General features: G+C 66.5%; 13 protein-coding genes. 3 read left to right on the top strand and 10 right to left on the bottom strand.

Annotation, left to right across the window (positions count from 1 at the left end):
• The first annotated feature begins 146 nt into the window (after positions 1–146).
• Both ACQP0C_RS18795 and ACQP0C_RS18790 read left to right on the top strand, forming a co-directional pair.
• Positions 147–656, top strand: coding sequence for a hypothetical protein (locus ACQP0C_RS18795; RefSeq protein ID WP_433734180.1), 510 nt, complete (start codon positions 147–149; stop codon positions 654–656).
• A gap of 207 nt (positions 657–863) precedes the next feature.
• Positions 864–1,487: a TetR/AcrR family transcriptional regulator gene (locus ACQP0C_RS18790; RefSeq protein WP_433734179.1), complete on the top strand. Its 624-nt coding sequence runs from the start codon at positions 864–866 to the stop codon at positions 1,485–1,487.
• 43 nt (positions 1,488–1,530) lie between these two features.
• Here the strand turns inward: ACQP0C_RS18790 and ACQP0C_RS18785 are convergent, their stop codons facing one another.
• From ACQP0C_RS18785 to ACQP0C_RS18740, 10 genes are all read right to left on the bottom strand, one after another.
• Positions 1,531–3,714 (bottom strand): MMPL family transporter, encoded by a 2,184-nt coding sequence (locus ACQP0C_RS18785; protein ID WP_433734178.1) that lies wholly within the window; start codon positions 3,712–3,714, stop codon positions 1,531–1,533.
• Positions 3,715–3,748: 34 nt separating this feature from the next.
• Complete coding sequence (locus tag ACQP0C_RS18780) at positions 3,749–5,182, bottom strand: DHA2 family efflux MFS transporter permease subunit (RefSeq protein WP_433734177.1); 1,434 nt, start codon at positions 5,180–5,182, stop codon at positions 3,749–3,751.
• A gap of 88 nt (positions 5,183–5,270) precedes the next feature.
• The gene (locus ACQP0C_RS18775) at positions 5,271–5,783 is read right to left on the bottom strand and encodes a TetR/AcrR family transcriptional regulator (protein WP_433734176.1); all 513 of its coding nucleotides are present in this window, start codon (positions 5,781–5,783) and stop codon (positions 5,271–5,273) included.
• A gap of 43 nt (positions 5,784–5,826) precedes the next feature.
• Positions 5,827–7,737 carry an anthranilate synthase family protein gene (locus ACQP0C_RS18770; RefSeq protein WP_433734175.1) on the bottom strand — a complete coding sequence of 637 codons (1,911 nt, stop codon included), beginning with the start codon at positions 7,735–7,737 and terminating at the stop codon, positions 5,827–5,829.
• Positions 7,734–8,363 carry an isochorismatase family protein gene (locus ACQP0C_RS18765; RefSeq protein WP_433734588.1) on the bottom strand — a complete coding sequence of 210 codons (630 nt, stop codon included), beginning with the start codon at positions 8,361–8,363 and terminating at the stop codon, positions 7,734–7,736. The genes ACQP0C_RS18770 and ACQP0C_RS18765 overlap by 4 nt, the downstream gene beginning before the upstream one ends.
• A 44-nt stretch (positions 8,364–8,407) precedes the next feature.
• Positions 8,408–9,172, bottom strand: coding sequence for a 2,3-dihydro-2,3-dihydroxybenzoate dehydrogenase (locus tag ACQP0C_RS18760; protein ID WP_433734174.1), 765 nt, complete (start codon positions 9,170–9,172; stop codon positions 8,408–8,410).
• On the bottom strand, positions 9,169–10,653 hold the full coding sequence (locus ACQP0C_RS18755) for an amidohydrolase family protein (protein ID WP_433734173.1): 1,485 nt from the start codon (positions 10,651–10,653) through the stop codon (positions 9,169–9,171). The genes ACQP0C_RS18760 and ACQP0C_RS18755 overlap by 4 nt, the downstream gene beginning before the upstream one ends.
• A complete protein-coding gene (locus ACQP0C_RS18750) occupies positions 10,650–10,913 on the bottom strand; it encodes a phosphopantetheine-binding protein (RefSeq protein ID WP_433734172.1) in 264 nt (87 codons plus the stop codon). Before ACQP0C_RS18750 ends, ACQP0C_RS18755 begins: the two co-directional genes overlap by 4 nt.
• Entirely contained in the window at positions 10,910–12,538 is a 1,629-nt protein-coding gene (locus tag ACQP0C_RS18745) for a (2,3-dihydroxybenzoyl)adenylate synthase (protein WP_433734171.1), read from the bottom strand. Before ACQP0C_RS18745 ends, ACQP0C_RS18750 begins: the two co-directional genes overlap by 4 nt.
• Positions 12,539–12,546: 8 nt before the next feature.
• Positions 12,547–13,581, bottom strand: coding sequence for a ketoacyl-ACP synthase III family protein (locus ACQP0C_RS18740; RefSeq protein ID WP_433734170.1), 1,035 nt, complete (start codon positions 13,579–13,581; stop codon positions 12,547–12,549).
• Between the two features lie 197 nt (positions 13,582–13,778).
• On the opposite strand from ACQP0C_RS18740, the gene ACQP0C_RS18735 reads away from it, so the two are divergent.
• Positions 13,779–15,116 carry a phenylacetate--CoA ligase family protein gene (locus tag ACQP0C_RS18735; protein WP_433734169.1) on the top strand — a complete coding sequence of 446 codons (1,338 nt, stop codon included), beginning with the start codon at positions 13,779–13,781 and terminating at the stop codon, positions 15,114–15,116.
• Positions 15,117–15,215: the final 99 nt, after the last annotated feature.

Genomic DNA, 15,215 nt, shown 5'->3' with positions numbered 1-15,215 from the left:
CCTATGGCGCGGGCGAATGCGCTGTGCCGTCGATGATTTGATCGACTGGTACTTCCCAGGATCATCACCTGACGGCAAGGGGGCTGGATGAATTGCCAGCTCGGTACCAAGGATCCCAGGCCATCCCCCATGCAACCATCGCCGCCGTGACGGACGGCAAGTGCACGACCCACGGATGGAGCGCCATCACTTCGGCCACAACCCACTCCCAACTCGCCGGTGTACTTGCCGGGTTCTTGTTTACGGGGATCGTGCTGCTATTCGGACGGACCGGTCGGGACTACACGCAGACCATCGGCCTTTTCACCGGCGCCTTCTTCGTCCTCGCTGTCAATAGCTACGAATACAGCCTCATCGCTGGGAACACCCCTCCCGAGGCGACATTCGCTGAGCAATGCGCCCTGGTCTGGAGTCAAATGATGCCAGCCAGCGGACTGCTTGCGGTGGGCGGCACCGCGCTGACGTGCGGCGTCAGTTGGCTGCTTTCAGACCACGTTGAAGCATCGTCTATCACAGTCATGCCGCGACGCAGGCTGTTTCATCGCCGACAACAGCCACCGCCGCCGATACCGAACCGCTATCTCAACCGGCTCGCGGGATTGTTGCCGTTGAACCGCCGCGGGCGTGCAGGCCGAACTCGACCTGACCCCAGGTGACCTGACAGGCCAGGTCACGACATCCCGTTCCGCCGAGTTTGCCAGATCGCACCGTGCGAGCCGCCGAACGTCCACTTTGTGGCGTGGGGGCTGTCGCGAGGCCCTCTCACCGACCGGCACCCTCGACCACTCAATTCGGGCAGGTTCGGTTGTCATGCGAGGTGTTCAGCTGCCAGCATCGTCGGGGTGGCTGATTTGGGGTCTGCGGTGAAGCGCACTGGTCGCAAGGGTTCTTATCATTTCGGGGATCTGCGTAGTGCTCTGGTGGGGGCCGCGGTCGAACTGGCGGGGCGCGGTGGGCCTTCGGCAGTGACCGTGCGGGCGGCTGCGCGGCGCGTGGGGGTTACACCGACGGCGGCCTATCGGCATTTCACCAATCATGGGCAGCTATTGTGTGTGGCCAAGGAGCAGGCGCAGCGCAGCCTTTTCGGAGCGATGTCGGCGGCACTGGCCACACTCGAGCCGGGGACACACGGAGTCACCCGGCTCAACGCCGCCGGGCGCGGATACATCGCATTCGCGATGAGCGAACCGGGGCTGTTCCGAACTGCCTTCTGCGACACCGCCGATGACGAAGAGCGCGACTCGCCTGCCTTCGACCTACTGTCGGAATTGCTCGACGAACTGGTCGAGGTCGGATTCACCGATCCGACGCATCGGCCGAATGCCGAAATGGCCGCGTGGTCCACGGTGCACGGCCTGGCGTCGCTGGTGCTCGATCGGGCCGGGATCGACGCGGTCACGCGCGAGCAGACGATCACCGATACCTTGGCCGCGATCGAACGCTGCTTCGCTACCGGCCCGAACGCCACCGGTTACCACAGCCGGTAATCCCCGGCCGCCGGATTCGACGGCCGGGGATCAGATGTGCGGGTCAGGTCAGCGCGGGCACGTCCGACTCGGTGGACGGCTTCGCTTCGGCCGGTGCGGGTTCGCCATCGGATTCCTGAATGCCGAACCGGGCGTACAGCTTTCGCAGCGGACCAGGTGCCCACCATCCGGCACGGCCGAGCAGGCGCATGATCGCCGGAACCAGCAGGATCCGCACGATCGTAGCGTCGAGAACGATCGCCACCACCATGCCGACGCCGAAGAGCTTCATGGTGAGTACCTGACTGAAGGCCATGGCCGCCAGCGGAACACACATCAGCAGTGCCGCACTGGTGATCAACCTGCCGGTACGCTGCACGCCGGTCGCGACCGCCGCGGTGGGGTCGCCGAGCCGGTCGTACTGTTCGCGCACCCGCGAGAGCAGGAACACCTCATAGTCCATGGACAGGCCGAAGATCAAGGCGAACAACATGATCGGCATATTCGGCTCGATATTGCCGGTCGGATCGAACCCGAGCAGGCCGGACAGGTGTCCCTCCTGGAATATCCAGACCAGGATGCCGAAGGTCGCCGACAGCGACAGCAGATTCATCACAATCGCCTTGAGCGGCAACAAGACCGAGCCGAAGGCGAGGAACAGCAGCACGTAGGTGGACACCGCGATGTACAGCAGCATCCACGGCAGCACCGCGCCGAGCTTGCGCAGCGTATCGTCGTACGCCGCGGTCTCACCGCCGAAGTACGCCGTCGCGCCCGGCGGTTTCGGCTGGGCCCGCAAGCGGTCGAGCAGTTCTCGGCTCGACTTCGATACCGCGGCACCGTCATACGACACCGACACCGACGCCATCGTGCCCTCCGCACCGGTGATCTGGGCATTGCGAACACCGGCGACGCCGTCGAGTCGGGTGGCATAGGCGGCGAGTTCACTCTGCTGCCCGTCCGCGGGACCGGACAGTTTCAACACGGCGTCGATGGTCTTCGCACCGTCACCGTCGAAATCATGCGCCAGCATCTCGAAAACCTGTCGCCCCTCGGCGGTTTCGGGCAGCTGACGAGCATCATTGGCGCCGAAGTCGATCTTCAGCAGCGGCGCGGCCAACACCAGCAACAGTGCGATGGCGACCGCGGTCACCGCGATCGGGCGCCGCATGACGCCGTGCGCGAGCCGGTACCAGAAGCCGCCATCGCCCGGGACGGCCGAACGCTGTTTCCACAGCGACAGCGCGTTGACCCGATGGCCGAGCACGCCCAGCGCCGCGGGCAGCGCGATCAGTGAGAAGACCATGGACAGCAGCACCGCCGCGATACCGCCGTAGGACATGGACTTCAGGAATACGAAGGGGAACAAGCTCATCGAGGCCAGCGCCACCGCGACCGTGATACCGGATACCGCGACGGTGCGTCCCGCGGTGGCCAGGGTGTGCACGATGGCGTCGGCGCCCTCCCGGCCGCGTTCGGTTTCCTCGCGGTAGCGGCTGACGATGAACAGGCCGTAGTCGATGGCCACGGCCAAGCCGAGGATGGTGACCAGGCTCATGGCGAATACCGAGATATCGGTGAACTGGGCCAGCAACCGCAGCACCGCCATCGAGCCGAGGATCGACAGGCCGCCGACGACCAACGGCAGGCTGGCCGCGACCAGTCCGCCGAAGACGATCACCAGCAGGATGAACAGCACCGGGAACGAAAGTCCCTCGGCCATGCCGAGATCGCTGCCGACCTGCTCACCGGCCTCGTATCCGGCCGGAGTGTTGCCGCCGCGGATGGTCCGCAGCCCATCGACGCCGAGCTTGTCCTTGATCTTCAGATAGCTGTCCTGTTTGGCATTGTCATCCGAACCCGCCAGGTTCAGCCCCACATAGGTGGCATGCCGGTCCCGGCTGGCCAGATCCGGCGCCCCGGTGCTCCAGAAGTCGACCGATCCGCTGACCACATCCTTGGGCAGCGCCGCGATCCGGTTCTGCACCGCAGTGCGGAAGGCGGAGTCGTCGACGGTTTTGTCGGTGGAGCGGTACACGATGACCGCATCCGGCGCGCGCTGCGGAAATGCCTTTTCGGCCAGTTCCGCGGCCTGCCTGCTCTCGGCGTCACGCGCCTCGAAACCGTTGGGCACCATATCGCCGAATACTCCGACGCCGTAGGCCCCCGCCACCACCGCGAACAGCAGCGTCAGTGCGAGCACCGCCTTGCGCCAGGTGTAGACGAACACACCCAATTTCTCGAACATCATTACCTCCCATCAAGATTCGGTGTCACAGCGGTCAACCTCGGGCCGGTGCCGCTTCGGGCTCGACGACCACATCGGCCGGTTCGGACGCCGCGGTGGCGCTCCGCCCGGGCAGCGCGATGGCGAACAGCGTGGCCGCGCCGAGAATCGCGCAGCCCGCCCACACCGCGGGCGCGAAACCGTCGGTGAAGGTCTGTCCGGTCGCATAGCTGCCCTTGGCCGTGAAAACCGCGCCGAGCGCGGCGATTCCGATGACGGTGCCGAGATTGCGCACGGTATTGGACACACCGGAGGCGACGCCTTCGTGCTCCGGCGCGACGTATTCCAGCGCCAGCCGGGCGATCGGCGGGAAGAACAGACCCATTCCGGCACCGCTGATCACGAACGCGGGGACCAGCGCCGCATACGACACCTCCGGATCGGTGATGGCGGCCAGCCAGCCGAGTCCGATGGTCTGCAGCACCAACCCGGTGACCAGCACCGGCTTGCCGCCGATCCGATCGATGAGAATGCCCGCGATCGGTGCGGTGAAGGTCGGCATCGCGGTCCAGGCCAGGGTGTACACGCCCGCCTTCAGCGCCGAATAGTGCTGCACCGTCTGCAGGAACTGGGCCAGCAGGAAGATCGCGCCGAACATGCCGACGGCCATGGCGAATCCGGTCAGGATGGTCAGGGTGAAACCGCGACCGGCGAACAGCACGGGCGGAACCATCGGTGCCGACGCGCGCAGAATCCACACCACGAATGCCGCGAGCACCAGCGCACCCGCGACAATCGGGCCGAGCACGCCCACGCTCGTCCAGCCGTGGTCATTGCCCCGGATCACACCGAACACGACACCGAACAGTCCAGCGGCCACCAGCACATTGCCGACCACGTCCAACGAGCCGTGCGCGCCGTAACTTTCGCGCACCATCCACACCGCGATGGGCAGCAGCAACACCCCGATCGGCACGTTCAACCAGAAGATCCACTGCCAGGAGGCGACGTCGGTGATCGCACCGCCGACCACCGGTCCGAGCCCGACCGCCAAACCGCTCATCGCGCTCCACATGCCAATGGCCGCACCGCGTTTCGTGGGCGGCACGGCATCGGCGAGCAGCGTCAGGGTGAGCGGGATGAGAATCGCCGCACCGATGCCCTGGATCGCCCTGGCGCCGATGAGGAATTCGATCGACGGTGCCAACGCGCAGGCCGCCGAGGCCGCGGTGAACAGCGCCAGTCCGAGCGCGAAAACCCGTTTACGTCCGAAGCGGTCACCGAGCGAGGCGCCCGCCAGCAGCAGCACCGCCTCGGTCAGGGTGTAGGAGTTGACCGTCCACTGCAGGCCATCGAGGCCGGTGTGCAGTTCGGCACGGATGGTGGGCAGCGCGTTGAACACCACCAGGTTGTCCAGCGACACCATGAAGACCGCGAAGCCGCAGACCACAAAGGTCCATACGATCCGATTCTTGTCGGGGTGTGTCATCAGTTTCTTCCCTGAGTTAGTTAGTGATCACTTAGTTCCCGAGACACGGCGAAGGCCAAGGATCCGAGCGTTATTCGGGGTGCGAGGGTTAGTCGGGCAGGTTCAGATCGAGTGCGCTGGCCACATTGAGCAGCATTCCGTCGGCCATGAATTTCGACTGCGCGGCCGCGTCCGCTCCGGTCAGCTCGTGCACCAGATCGAACAGTCGCTGGTAGCGCACCCGGCTCAGGTCGCGGATCTCCTCGTCGAGACTGGCCGCGGCGTAGACGTGCAATTGGAAGGTCAGCAGTTGGCGGTCGGCGAGCAGCCCGATATAGGCGTCCCCGATCGCCGCCAGGCGCTCTTCCTCGGTGTCGCCGACCGCATTGTCCCGAAAGGTCTGCTCGACGATGTCGAATGCGCGTTCGGCGGCCGCGAGGAAGATCGCCTTCTTGGTTTTGTACAACCGGAACAGGTATGGCTGCGAGACGCCCATCCGGCGGGCGATCGCTTCCGTCGCCGTCCCCATATAGCCACCGACCGCGAATTCGGCAATGGCCTCGGTAACGAGCTGCTCACGCCGCTCCTCCGAGGACATCCGCACTTTCGCCGGTGTACTCACATTCCCAACGTTAGTAATCAATCACATACTGGTCAATGAGTAGTCAGCTCATTGAGTAGTCGGCCGCGGCGCTGCCGACGGATTCGCCCAACAGCAGCGGTGTGATCAGGCGATCGACGATGGCCGAGCCATTGGTCGTCATCACCGAGGCCGGGTGGAACTGTACCGAGGCGAATCCGTTGCCGCGCAATGCGTGCACCGCTGCGGTGTGGGGATCACGGCAGACCTCGATCGGACCCGAGCGGCGCTGGCTCCAGTAGACCGCGTCGTCATGACGGGCCTGGAAGGTGTTGTAGAAGTACACCGATTCCGGCGCGCCGAACAGCTCGACGCGGCGCCGCACGCCCTGGTTCGGGACCGGACAGCGGACTACGTCCAGGCCGAGCTGGGTGCTGAGTACCTGATGGCTCAGGCAGACCGAGAAGAACGGCACCGGACCGTCGAGCAGTGCGCGGGTGAGCATGTGCAGCCGGGCGATCTTGGGATCGGACAGATCACGGGGATCACCCGGACCGGGGCCCATGACCACGAGGTCATAGTGGCGGGGTTCGAACGGTGCGCCACATGGGTGCACGGTGACATCGAGACCGAGCGCGCGCAGCAGCCGGGCGCCCATCGCGGTGAAGGTATCCTCGGCGTCCACGATCAGTACCCGGCGACCGGCATGCGGTCGCGCGGCAGCCGTCGGTCGCAACCAGAGCGTTGCCAACGGCCCATTCCGATCCGAAAGCGCCTGTTGCACAGCGGGATCCGCACCGAGATCACGGGTGGTTCCGATGCGGGCGCGGTTGTGCAGCGCGTCGAGCAGACCGGCGGCCTTGGCGCGGGTCTCACGCGATTCGGCGGCCGGATCCGAATCACGCACCAAGGTCGCGCCGACGCCGATACGCAATCGGCCCGCGCGATCCACCTCGGCGGTGCGGATCATGATCGCCGAATCCATGCGCGGGCGGCCGCGTTCGTCCCGTCCGGCGAGGGCGAGCACACCCGCGTAGTAACCGCGGCCGGTCGGCTCGAATCGAGTGATCACCCGGCAGGCATTTTCCAGCGGGCTGCCGGTCACGGTGGGCGCGAGCAGCGTTTCGCGCAGCACCTCGCGATAGTCGCGGTCGCAGTCCCCGGCTATCCGATATTCGGTATGCGCGAGCCGGGCCATCTCCTTGAGCCGCGGGCCGTGCACATACGGCTCGGGACAGATGCGGCACATCATCTTCAGCTCTTCGTCGAGCACCATATAGAGCTCATTGGTTTCCTTGCCGTCGGCCAGGAAATCCAGCACCCCGGCGACCGTGGGGCCCTCGGCGGGATAGCGGTAGGTACCGCTGATCGGGGTCATGGCGGCCGCGCCATCGGCCAGGCTGACCTGTCGCTCCGGGCTCGCGCCGATGAAGGTGCGACCGCCGGTGTGCACCAGGAACGTCCAGTAGGCGCCGGTTTCCCCCGCGAGCAGCCGGACGAAGTACGCCACGGCGGTGCGCACGCTCCAGTTGGTGACCTCGCATTGCCAGGTGCGGCGCAAGACGAAGTTGGCACCCGCGCCGTGGCCGATCTCCTCGGCCAGGACGCGACGGACCAACTCGGCGTAGGCGGTGTCGTCGATATCGAATTCGCCCGGGCCGACCTCGATCGGCCAATCGGCAACGATGGCGCGCAGCCGCTCGACCGGCAGTCGGGTCTGCCGGTCGATATCGAGGCACAGCACCGGCGCACCGTCGTTGTGATGGGCGAAGCCGCGTTCGCCGATGGCCCGGTACGGCACGATGGCGAGCAGGGCGTGTGCGTCCACGGCCGGTGCCAGCGCGGGCAATTCGGCCGTGGTGGCCAGCTCCGACACGGTGCCGAGCAGCAGTTCGATTTGCTCCCCCGGCCCGGATTCCGGCCGTTGCAACAGCGCGAACGGCGTTGTCCCCGAGAGACATTCGGCGAGCAGCGGAGTGAATTCGTCGGGGCTCACCGCGCCGCCACCTCGGCCGCCGCGGACAGCTCGGCGAGTACCTGCGCGGATACCACCACCCGGCCGCAGCGACTCGCAACGTAATCCAGTGTCATTCGGTGGAATTCGGGTGTGAAATCGGCGATCGCGTCGGCGATGACGAAGGCCTGCTGGTCGTTGGCGAAGGCGTCACAGGCGGTGAGCAGCACTCCGACGTGTCCGTACACCCCGCAGATCAGCAGCTGATCGCGGCCGGTGCGCCGCATCAGATCCAGCAGTTCGGTGCGGTGGAAGGCACTGGCCCGCCATTTGGTGAGGACCGGATCGGCGGGCTCCGGGCGCAAGTCGTCCGGGATGCCGCGGTGTTCGGGGGCCGCGCTCATGCCGGGGCCCCAGAAGTCCTTGAGCAGCCCGCGCTGCTCGTCGGTCATGCTGCCGGGCTGGGCGGTGTAGACGACCGGAATCGACAGCCGCGCACACAGATCGCGCAGTGCGGTGACATTGCGAAGCAGCGCGGTCAGCGGTTCCCGGTCCGTCGAATACGGCGCCAGGAAATAGTGCTGCATATCGTGGACGAGCAGTACGCAGCGCCGCGGCTCGATCCGCCACCGCACGGTGTTATCCGGCAGTTCCGCCGCGCCGGGCATCGGGTAGGGGGCTATCGGTGCGATGGCCACAGCTGTCTCCTTGTTCAAGCACCGAGCGTGGCGCCACCGTCGACGGTGAGCTGCTGCATGGTGATGTGGCGGGCCTCGTCGGACAACAGAAACAGGACGGCATCGGCGATATCGCTCGGGCGCGCGATCCGCCCGAGCGGAATGCCGATCCGAAAGTCTTGCGGCACACCGGCGATGGTGGCGCGCTCGGCATCCGAGCCGTCGAACAGTGCGGTCAGCATGGGGGTGGCGGTGGAGCCCGGAGCCACCACATTGCAGCGAATTCCGTACTCCGCCAGCTCGAGTCCCAGGCAGCGGGTCAGCATGCTGGCCGCGGCCTTGGAGGCCGCGTACGCCGACATGCCGATTCGCGGTGTGGTCGCGGCATTCGAGGATACGGTGACGATCGCGCCGCGCCGACGCGACTGCATGCGTCGAGCCACCGCCTGGCAGACATGGAATACGCCGCCCGCGTTCACGGCGAGGGTGGTCGCCCAATCCCGTTCGGCCATTTCCTCGATCCGGCCGTGTTGCAGAATGCCCGCGGCGTTCACCAGAGCGTCGACCGGACCGAGTACGGCTTCGGTACGGGCCACCGCCGCGGCCACTTCCTCGGGCACGGCGACATCGGCGGCCACGGCGAGTACCCGGCCACCCGCCGCGTCGAGCTTCTCCGCCAGATCCCACAGCGCCGGAATCCCGCGGTCGACCAGGGCCACCGCCTTCTCGGATTCAACCAGGGCACGGGCGATTTCGCTGCCGATGCCGCCCGCCGCACCGGTCACCAGTGCGACACTCATCGCCGCGCTCCGGCCAATATGCGCCCGACCACCTCGGCGGGCACCCCGAGGCAGCGGGTGGTGAACGAGCCGAGCGCGGTCAGATACCGCTCCCGCAACTCATCGACATCGACACCCACGCTGCCTCCGCCGGACAGCAGCACCTGCCCGCCCACGACCACCGTATCGACATCGTGGGATCCACCCAGCCACAGAAAGCTTTCCAGCGGACGGGGATTGAGCAGATAGCGCCAGTCGTCGGTGCGGATGAGCACCAGATCGGCCTGTTTGCCGACCTCGAGACTGCCGATCTCCCCGGACCAGCGCAGGCCCTCGGCAGCGATACGGGTGGACATTGCCAGCGTGTCGGTGGGCAGCACATCGGTCTGGTCGGCGACCATCTCGTTGTACATCTGCCAGGCCGCGCGCATCGCCTCGGCCATTCCGGCATTCGGGAGCGATGCCCCGTCGGTGGACAGCGATACCGCAACACCCGCCCGACGCAGGCGCGGCACCACACCGGTCTCGGTCAGCGTGGATTCGCCGGAGGGGCCGTACTTTCCGGGCGAATGGCTGATGTGCGCACCGGCCGCGCGCAGCAGCTCCTGTTCCTCGTCATCGATGAACGCGCAATGCGCGGCCATCAGCCGGTCGGTGACCAGGCCGAGATCGTGCAGGCGACGAACGCCGGTGGCGCCGTAGTACTTTCGCATCAGTTCCGGTTCGTTGCGCACCGCACCGACGTGAGTGACGAAACCCGCGTCGTGCCGCTCGACGAGTTCGGCGAAACCGCGACCGAGTTCATCGGTCATATTGGTGACATACGCGATCGACGGACGACAGCGGATGCGGCCGGATTCATCCTGTGCGCAGCTCTTCAGCAGCTCTTCGAGCTGGGAGAGTACGGCGTCGGCATCCCTGGTGCGCAGGAAGGAGTCGGCGGCGGGCGGGCAGATGGCATCGGATGCCCAGGTGGTGGCGCTGAACCGGATGCCGAGTGTGCGCGCGGCGGCGACGAGTGCGGCCGGGCGGTTGAGCGAACCCGCGTCGCCCAGCGTGGTGACACCACCGCGCAATTGGGTCCACATCGAATATTCGGCGATCGCCTGGCCCTCGTCGGGGGTCAGGCCGCAGATGAGACCGTCGAACGAGTCGAACATGCCGGAGATCTTGTGCATATCGCCGCCGCCACCGAACATGGCGACCTCATCGGCGCGGTCGCTGACGGGACGCAGTGCGCCGCGCAGCGGGAAGCCCATGGCGAACATATCGTGCCAGTGCGCGTTGATCAGGCCGGGCAGCACCATCATTCGCGCCGCATCGATGGTGCGCAGTTCGGAGCGCACCGGCTCGGCGAGTGCGGCCACCGCCGCCGCGACGGTCTCGGGGGCTCCGAGCGCCGCGATCTTGTCGTCCACGACGAGAATCGAGCCGCGTGGGAGCACCGTTTCGGCGTCGTCGGCGGTGTAGACGACGCCGTTCTCGATCAGCAGGGCGCTCATGCGTTCGTCGCCCCCTGCGCGACGATGGCCGCGAAATGCCGCAGCCAGGCGGTCAGCGTGGGGGTGGCGACAAGTTCTTCGAATACCGCGGGCACCCCGGCCTTGTTCCAGCGACCGACCATGCGCATCAATTCGAGAGAACTCAGGCCCAGCACAACGAGATTGGCGTCGGGATCGAGTTCGGCGGCATCGGCGAGGCCGAGTACGGGCGCGAGTTCGGCACGCAGCTGGGCCTCGGTGGGAACGGATACGACGGTCACGACGGCACTCCTGTTGTCGATGCGCCCGCGCGAGTGCGGACCAGGGCTTTCTTGTCGACCTTGCCCAGCGGGGTCAGGGGCAGTTCGACGATGATTTCGATGTCATCGGGAATTTTGTAGGCGGCCACACCGCGGGCGTGCATGGCCTGCTTCACTTCGGCCGGATTCGGCGCGGCGTCCGTGGGCACGACGAATGCACAGGTGCGCTCGCCGAGGAAGGGATCGGGCACGCCGACCACAGCGACCGCGCGCACCCCGGGGCAGCCGAGCAGGTGTTCCTCGACCTCGCCCGCATTGACCTTGTCGCCGCCGCGAATGATCATGTCCTTGATTCGGCCCTCGATGACCAGATCGCCATCAGGGGTGAGCCGGGCCAGGTCGCCGGTCCGATAGAAGCCGTCGGCGGTGAAAGCGACTCGATTATGTTCCGGCGCAGCGTAATAGCCGCGCAGCGTGTAGGGGCCGCGGGTGAGCAGCTCCCCCACCTCGCCCGGTGCCACTGCGACGCCGTCGGTGTCGGCGATCACGATCTCGTCGGCGTCGGAGATGGGCTTGCCCTGGGTGGTCAGCACCGACTCGGCGGGATCATCCGGGCGGCTGAAGCACAGCAGACCTTCGGCCATGCCGAATACCTGCTGCAGTTCGCAACCCAGTGCGGGCCCGATGCTCGCGGTGAATTCGCGGGTCATCCGCGCGCCACCGACCTGCAGCAACCGCAGACTGCTCAGATTCCAGGAGGCCCATTCGGCGACCTCCAGCCAGACCGCGACCAGCGAAGGCACCAAGGCGGTGACCGTCACCCGCTCCCGCTCGATCAGCGGGAAGCAGTCCATCGGGTTCGGGGTGTCGGCCAGCACGACGGTGCCGCCGGTGTGCAAGGTGCCGATCACGCCCGGACAACCCCAGGCGAAGTTGAATTCGATCGGCAGCGCGGCGAGATAGACGTCGCGGTCGTTCAATTCGCACACCTCGGCGGCGCGCAGCGATTGATAGACGTAGTCGTCGTGGGTGCGCGGGATCAGCTTCGGCAGTGCCGTAGTGCCGCCGGACAGCAGGAAGAACGCGACATCGGTCGGATCCGTATCGGGCAACTGCGTCTGATAGGGCTCCTGATCCGCGTCCTCGATCGAGACGAAACCGTCGGCGCGGCCGCCGACCAGGAACAGGGTCCTCAATTGATCGTGCGTCGCGCGGATGCGTTCCGCCATGTCGCGATGATTGAACTCGCGGTGGGTCTCGGGCAGCACGTAATGGGTTGCGCCGCTGAGGCGCACCAGGTGGCCGACCTCGGTCTCGCGATGCGCGACCAGGCAGAACACGGGTTTCGCGCCGATTCGCAAGAGCGCGAACGTAATCGCGACGAACTCGGGCACATTCGGCAACTGCACCAGCACCCGATCGTCCGGGCGCACGCCGTGCCGCCGAAACAGCGCGGCCAGTAGATCGGCCCAGGCATCGAGATCGCGGTAGCCGATCCGACGGTCATCGTGGACCAGCGCGGTCCGGTCGCCGTAGCGCTCGGCGGCCCGACGCAATACGCTCCCCAGCGTTTCGCCGCTCCAGAACCCTTGGGCCCGATAGCGTTCGGCGAATTCTCGCGGCCAGGGTGTGAATCCCTCCAGCATCGCCGCCTCTACTTCGCCGGTGCGGGCGCGAGGATCTCGACCACTGCGGCACCCGCTTCCATGCCGGTGCTCGCACCGATCATCAGCACATGGTCGCCGGGGCGGACCTGTCCGGTCCGCCACACGTGTTCGAGACCGAGGAACATATCGGCGGCGCCGGTGTGACCGATGGTGCTGGTGAAATCCCAGACCTCCTGGTCCTTTTCGACGCCGAGCGGCTGCAGGAACATGGCCTCGAGCGAACCGCGGCCGAAGCCGATGTGGCAGACCTTACTGATCTTGTCGAACGAGACGCCCGCTTCCTCCATGGTGCGCTCGGCGATCGCGGCCACCGCCAGGCCGAAGTTGCGGATCGGCGGGGCCTGGCCCGCGGCCCACTGTTCGCGGACCTTGGCCGCGCGTTCGTCGAAGTTCAGACCGCGACCGCGGGTAATACCGGGCGGGAACAGCGCCTCACCGGCGCGGTGCAGGATTTCCATCGACGAATCCGACAGCGAGCCAACGGCACGCACTTTCGCGAATCCCTCGCGCCGCGACACCACCGCCGCCGCACCCGCGTCGGCGAACAGGAAAAGCTTCGAACCGCGCCAGCGGTCCACCAGCGGCGTGGAGAAGTTGTCACCGGTGGTGAGCAGCACCGCGTCATGGCTGGGGTTGGCGATGAGCCGGTTGGCGGCGGCCTCCAGCCCTGCCAGCATGCCGAGGCAGCCCTGTTTGATCTCGATCGCCGGGATCGGGCGATCCACGGTGTTGTTGAGGATGTAGTGCACGGCGGACCAGCCGTCGGGGCCCTGGTGATGGGTGTAGCTGTGCAGCAGCGCACCGATATCGTCCGAATCGTGGCCGCATTCGGCCAAGGCGACGCGGGCCGCGCTGATCGCCAGATCCGGCGCCGGGGTTTCCGGGCTCACCGCGCACGAGCGCATACCGGACGCGACGCGCTCGGCCTCGTCGTACCAGCCCGCGGCGACGGCGGATTCGGTGGAAATCGATTCGGGCAGGTAACTACCCACGCCAGCCAGATAGATATCCTCGGTTTGCATGCGGCCCAACTTTCTCGTGTCGCCGTGCTACACCTGGGATGCAACCATGCCGGTGCCGGGAAATCTTGAGTAGTTGCTACTCAATTTCTGGGAGTACGAAGCGCATTTCGCTCAATTGAGTAGCAATTGAGTAGCTGCCCGGCTGGCGTGGGCGTCGCGCGGGTGTTGTCCTAGGTCGTAGCATCCGAGGAGGATCGATGACCGTAATTCCCAAGGGCGAAATAGCGGTTCGCAACCGTCCGGAAATCGGCGATTGGACCACGCCCGACGAACTCGCGCAATTACAGCGGGCACAGCTGCCGAGAATATTCGAGCGGGCCGCGCGGTCGCCCTTCTATGCCGCCCGATTCGAGCGCGACGGAACTCCGCGGGCGGCCGATGATTTCGCCGATCTACCCCTCACGTCCAAACAGGATCTGCGCAATGCGTATCCGTTCGGAATGCTCGCGGTGCCCCGCGCGGAATTGGCGACCTATCACGAATCCAGCGGCACCTCCGGAGAACCAACGGCCTCGTACTACACCGATGAAGACTGGGCCGATCTCGCGGAGCGGTATGCCCGCAAGTGGGTCGGCATCACACCGGCGGACACCTTCCTGGTGCGCACGCCGTATGCGCTGGTGATCACCGGACATCTGGCGCAGGCGGCGGGGCGGTTGCGCGGTGCGACGGTGGTACCCGGCGATGCCCGCTCACTGGCACTGCCACTGGCCCGCATCGTGCGGCTCATGCACCGCCTGGATGTCTCGCTGACCTGGTGCAATCCGACCGAAGCCATGATGATCGCGGCGGCCGCCCGGGCGGCGGGACTGCGACCCGAGCGCGACTTTCCGGCCCTGCGTGCAATGTTCGTCGCCGCCGAACCGATGACCGCGGCCCGCAAGCGGCGGCTGAGCGAGATCTGGGGCGGGGTGCACATCGTCGAGGAGTACGGCTCCACCGAAACCGGCACCATCGCGGGCGAATGCCCGGAGGGCAGGCTGCACCTGTGGGCCGATCGGGCCATCTTCGAGGTGTATTCGCCCGAGACCGGCACACTGTCCGAGACCGGATGCGGGCAGCTGGTGGTGACGCCGCTGTATCGCGCGGCCATGCCGTTGCTGCGGTACAACCTTGCCGACGATGTCGAGGTGCGCCATGAATCCTGTGCCTGCGGGTGGCGGCTGCCGACGGTTCGGGTTTTCGGCCGCACGGCGTTCGGATATCCGGTCGGCGGGGTGACGGTGCGGCAGAACGATCTGGAGGAAATGATTTTCCAGCTGCCGCTCGCATACGAGGTCGGCTTCTGGCGCGCGCGGGCCGAAACCGATGTGCTGCGGGTGGAATTCGAAGCGCCCGATGGTGTGCGCGACCGTGCCGCGGTGGAGTTGGCCGCGGCGATCGATCGGACACTCGGCGTCCGGCACGCCATTACAGCATTGCCGATCGGCAGCCTGGTGCCCGCCGAGGCATTGACCACGCAGCGCGACATCCTCAAGGCCCGCTATCTGTTCGGACCGGACGAGTCCTGGGATAAGGCCCTCATGTATCAGTGACGCGGCCGATCACCGTCGCGTCCACCCGGACTCGTTCCGGGACCACACCTTCGCGTGCCTGCGCCGGACGGTCTGCGGATCGCCGGTGCGGTCACCGCC

It is taken from the genome of Nocardia sp. CA-129566 (genome assembly GCF_050956075.1).
Lineage (GTDB): Bacteria > Actinomycetota > Actinomycetes > Mycobacteriales > Mycobacteriaceae > Nocardia.
This window is presented reverse-complemented; position numbering and strand designations above follow the sequence as displayed.

What these genes read in the sequence shown, in the direction of transcription:
- ACQP0C_RS18785 (WP_433734178.1), bottom strand. Translation starts at nt 3,714, where the DNA reads ATGTTCGAGAAATTGGGTGTGTTCGTCTACACCTGGCGCAAGGCGGTG.
- ACQP0C_RS18780 (WP_433734177.1), bottom strand. Translation starts at nt 5,182, where the DNA reads ATGACACACCCCGACAAGAATCGGATCGTATGGACCTTTGTGGTCTGC.
- ACQP0C_RS18765 (WP_433734588.1), bottom strand. Translation starts at nt 8,363, where the DNA reads ATGCCCGGCGCGGCGGAACTGCCGGATAACACCGTGCGGTGGCGGATC.
- ACQP0C_RS18760 (WP_433734174.1), bottom strand. Translation starts at nt 9,172, where the DNA reads ATGAGTGTCGCACTGGTGACCGGTGCGGCGGGCGGCATCGGCAGCGAA.
- ACQP0C_RS18755 (WP_433734173.1), bottom strand. Translation starts at nt 10,653, where the DNA reads ATGAGCGCCCTGCTGATCGAGAACGGCGTCGTCTACACCGCCGACGAC.
- ACQP0C_RS18745 (WP_433734171.1), bottom strand. Translation starts at nt 12,538, where the DNA reads ATGCTGGAGGGATTCACACCCTGGCCGCGAGAATTCGCCGAACGCTAT.
- ACQP0C_RS18740 (WP_433734170.1), bottom strand. Translation starts at nt 13,581, where the DNA reads ATGCAAACCGAGGATATCTATCTGGCTGGCGTGGGTAGTTACCTGCCC.
- ACQP0C_RS18735 (WP_433734169.1), top strand. Translation starts at nt 13,779, where the DNA reads ATGACCGTAATTCCCAAGGGCGAAATAGCGGTTCGCAACCGTCCGGAA.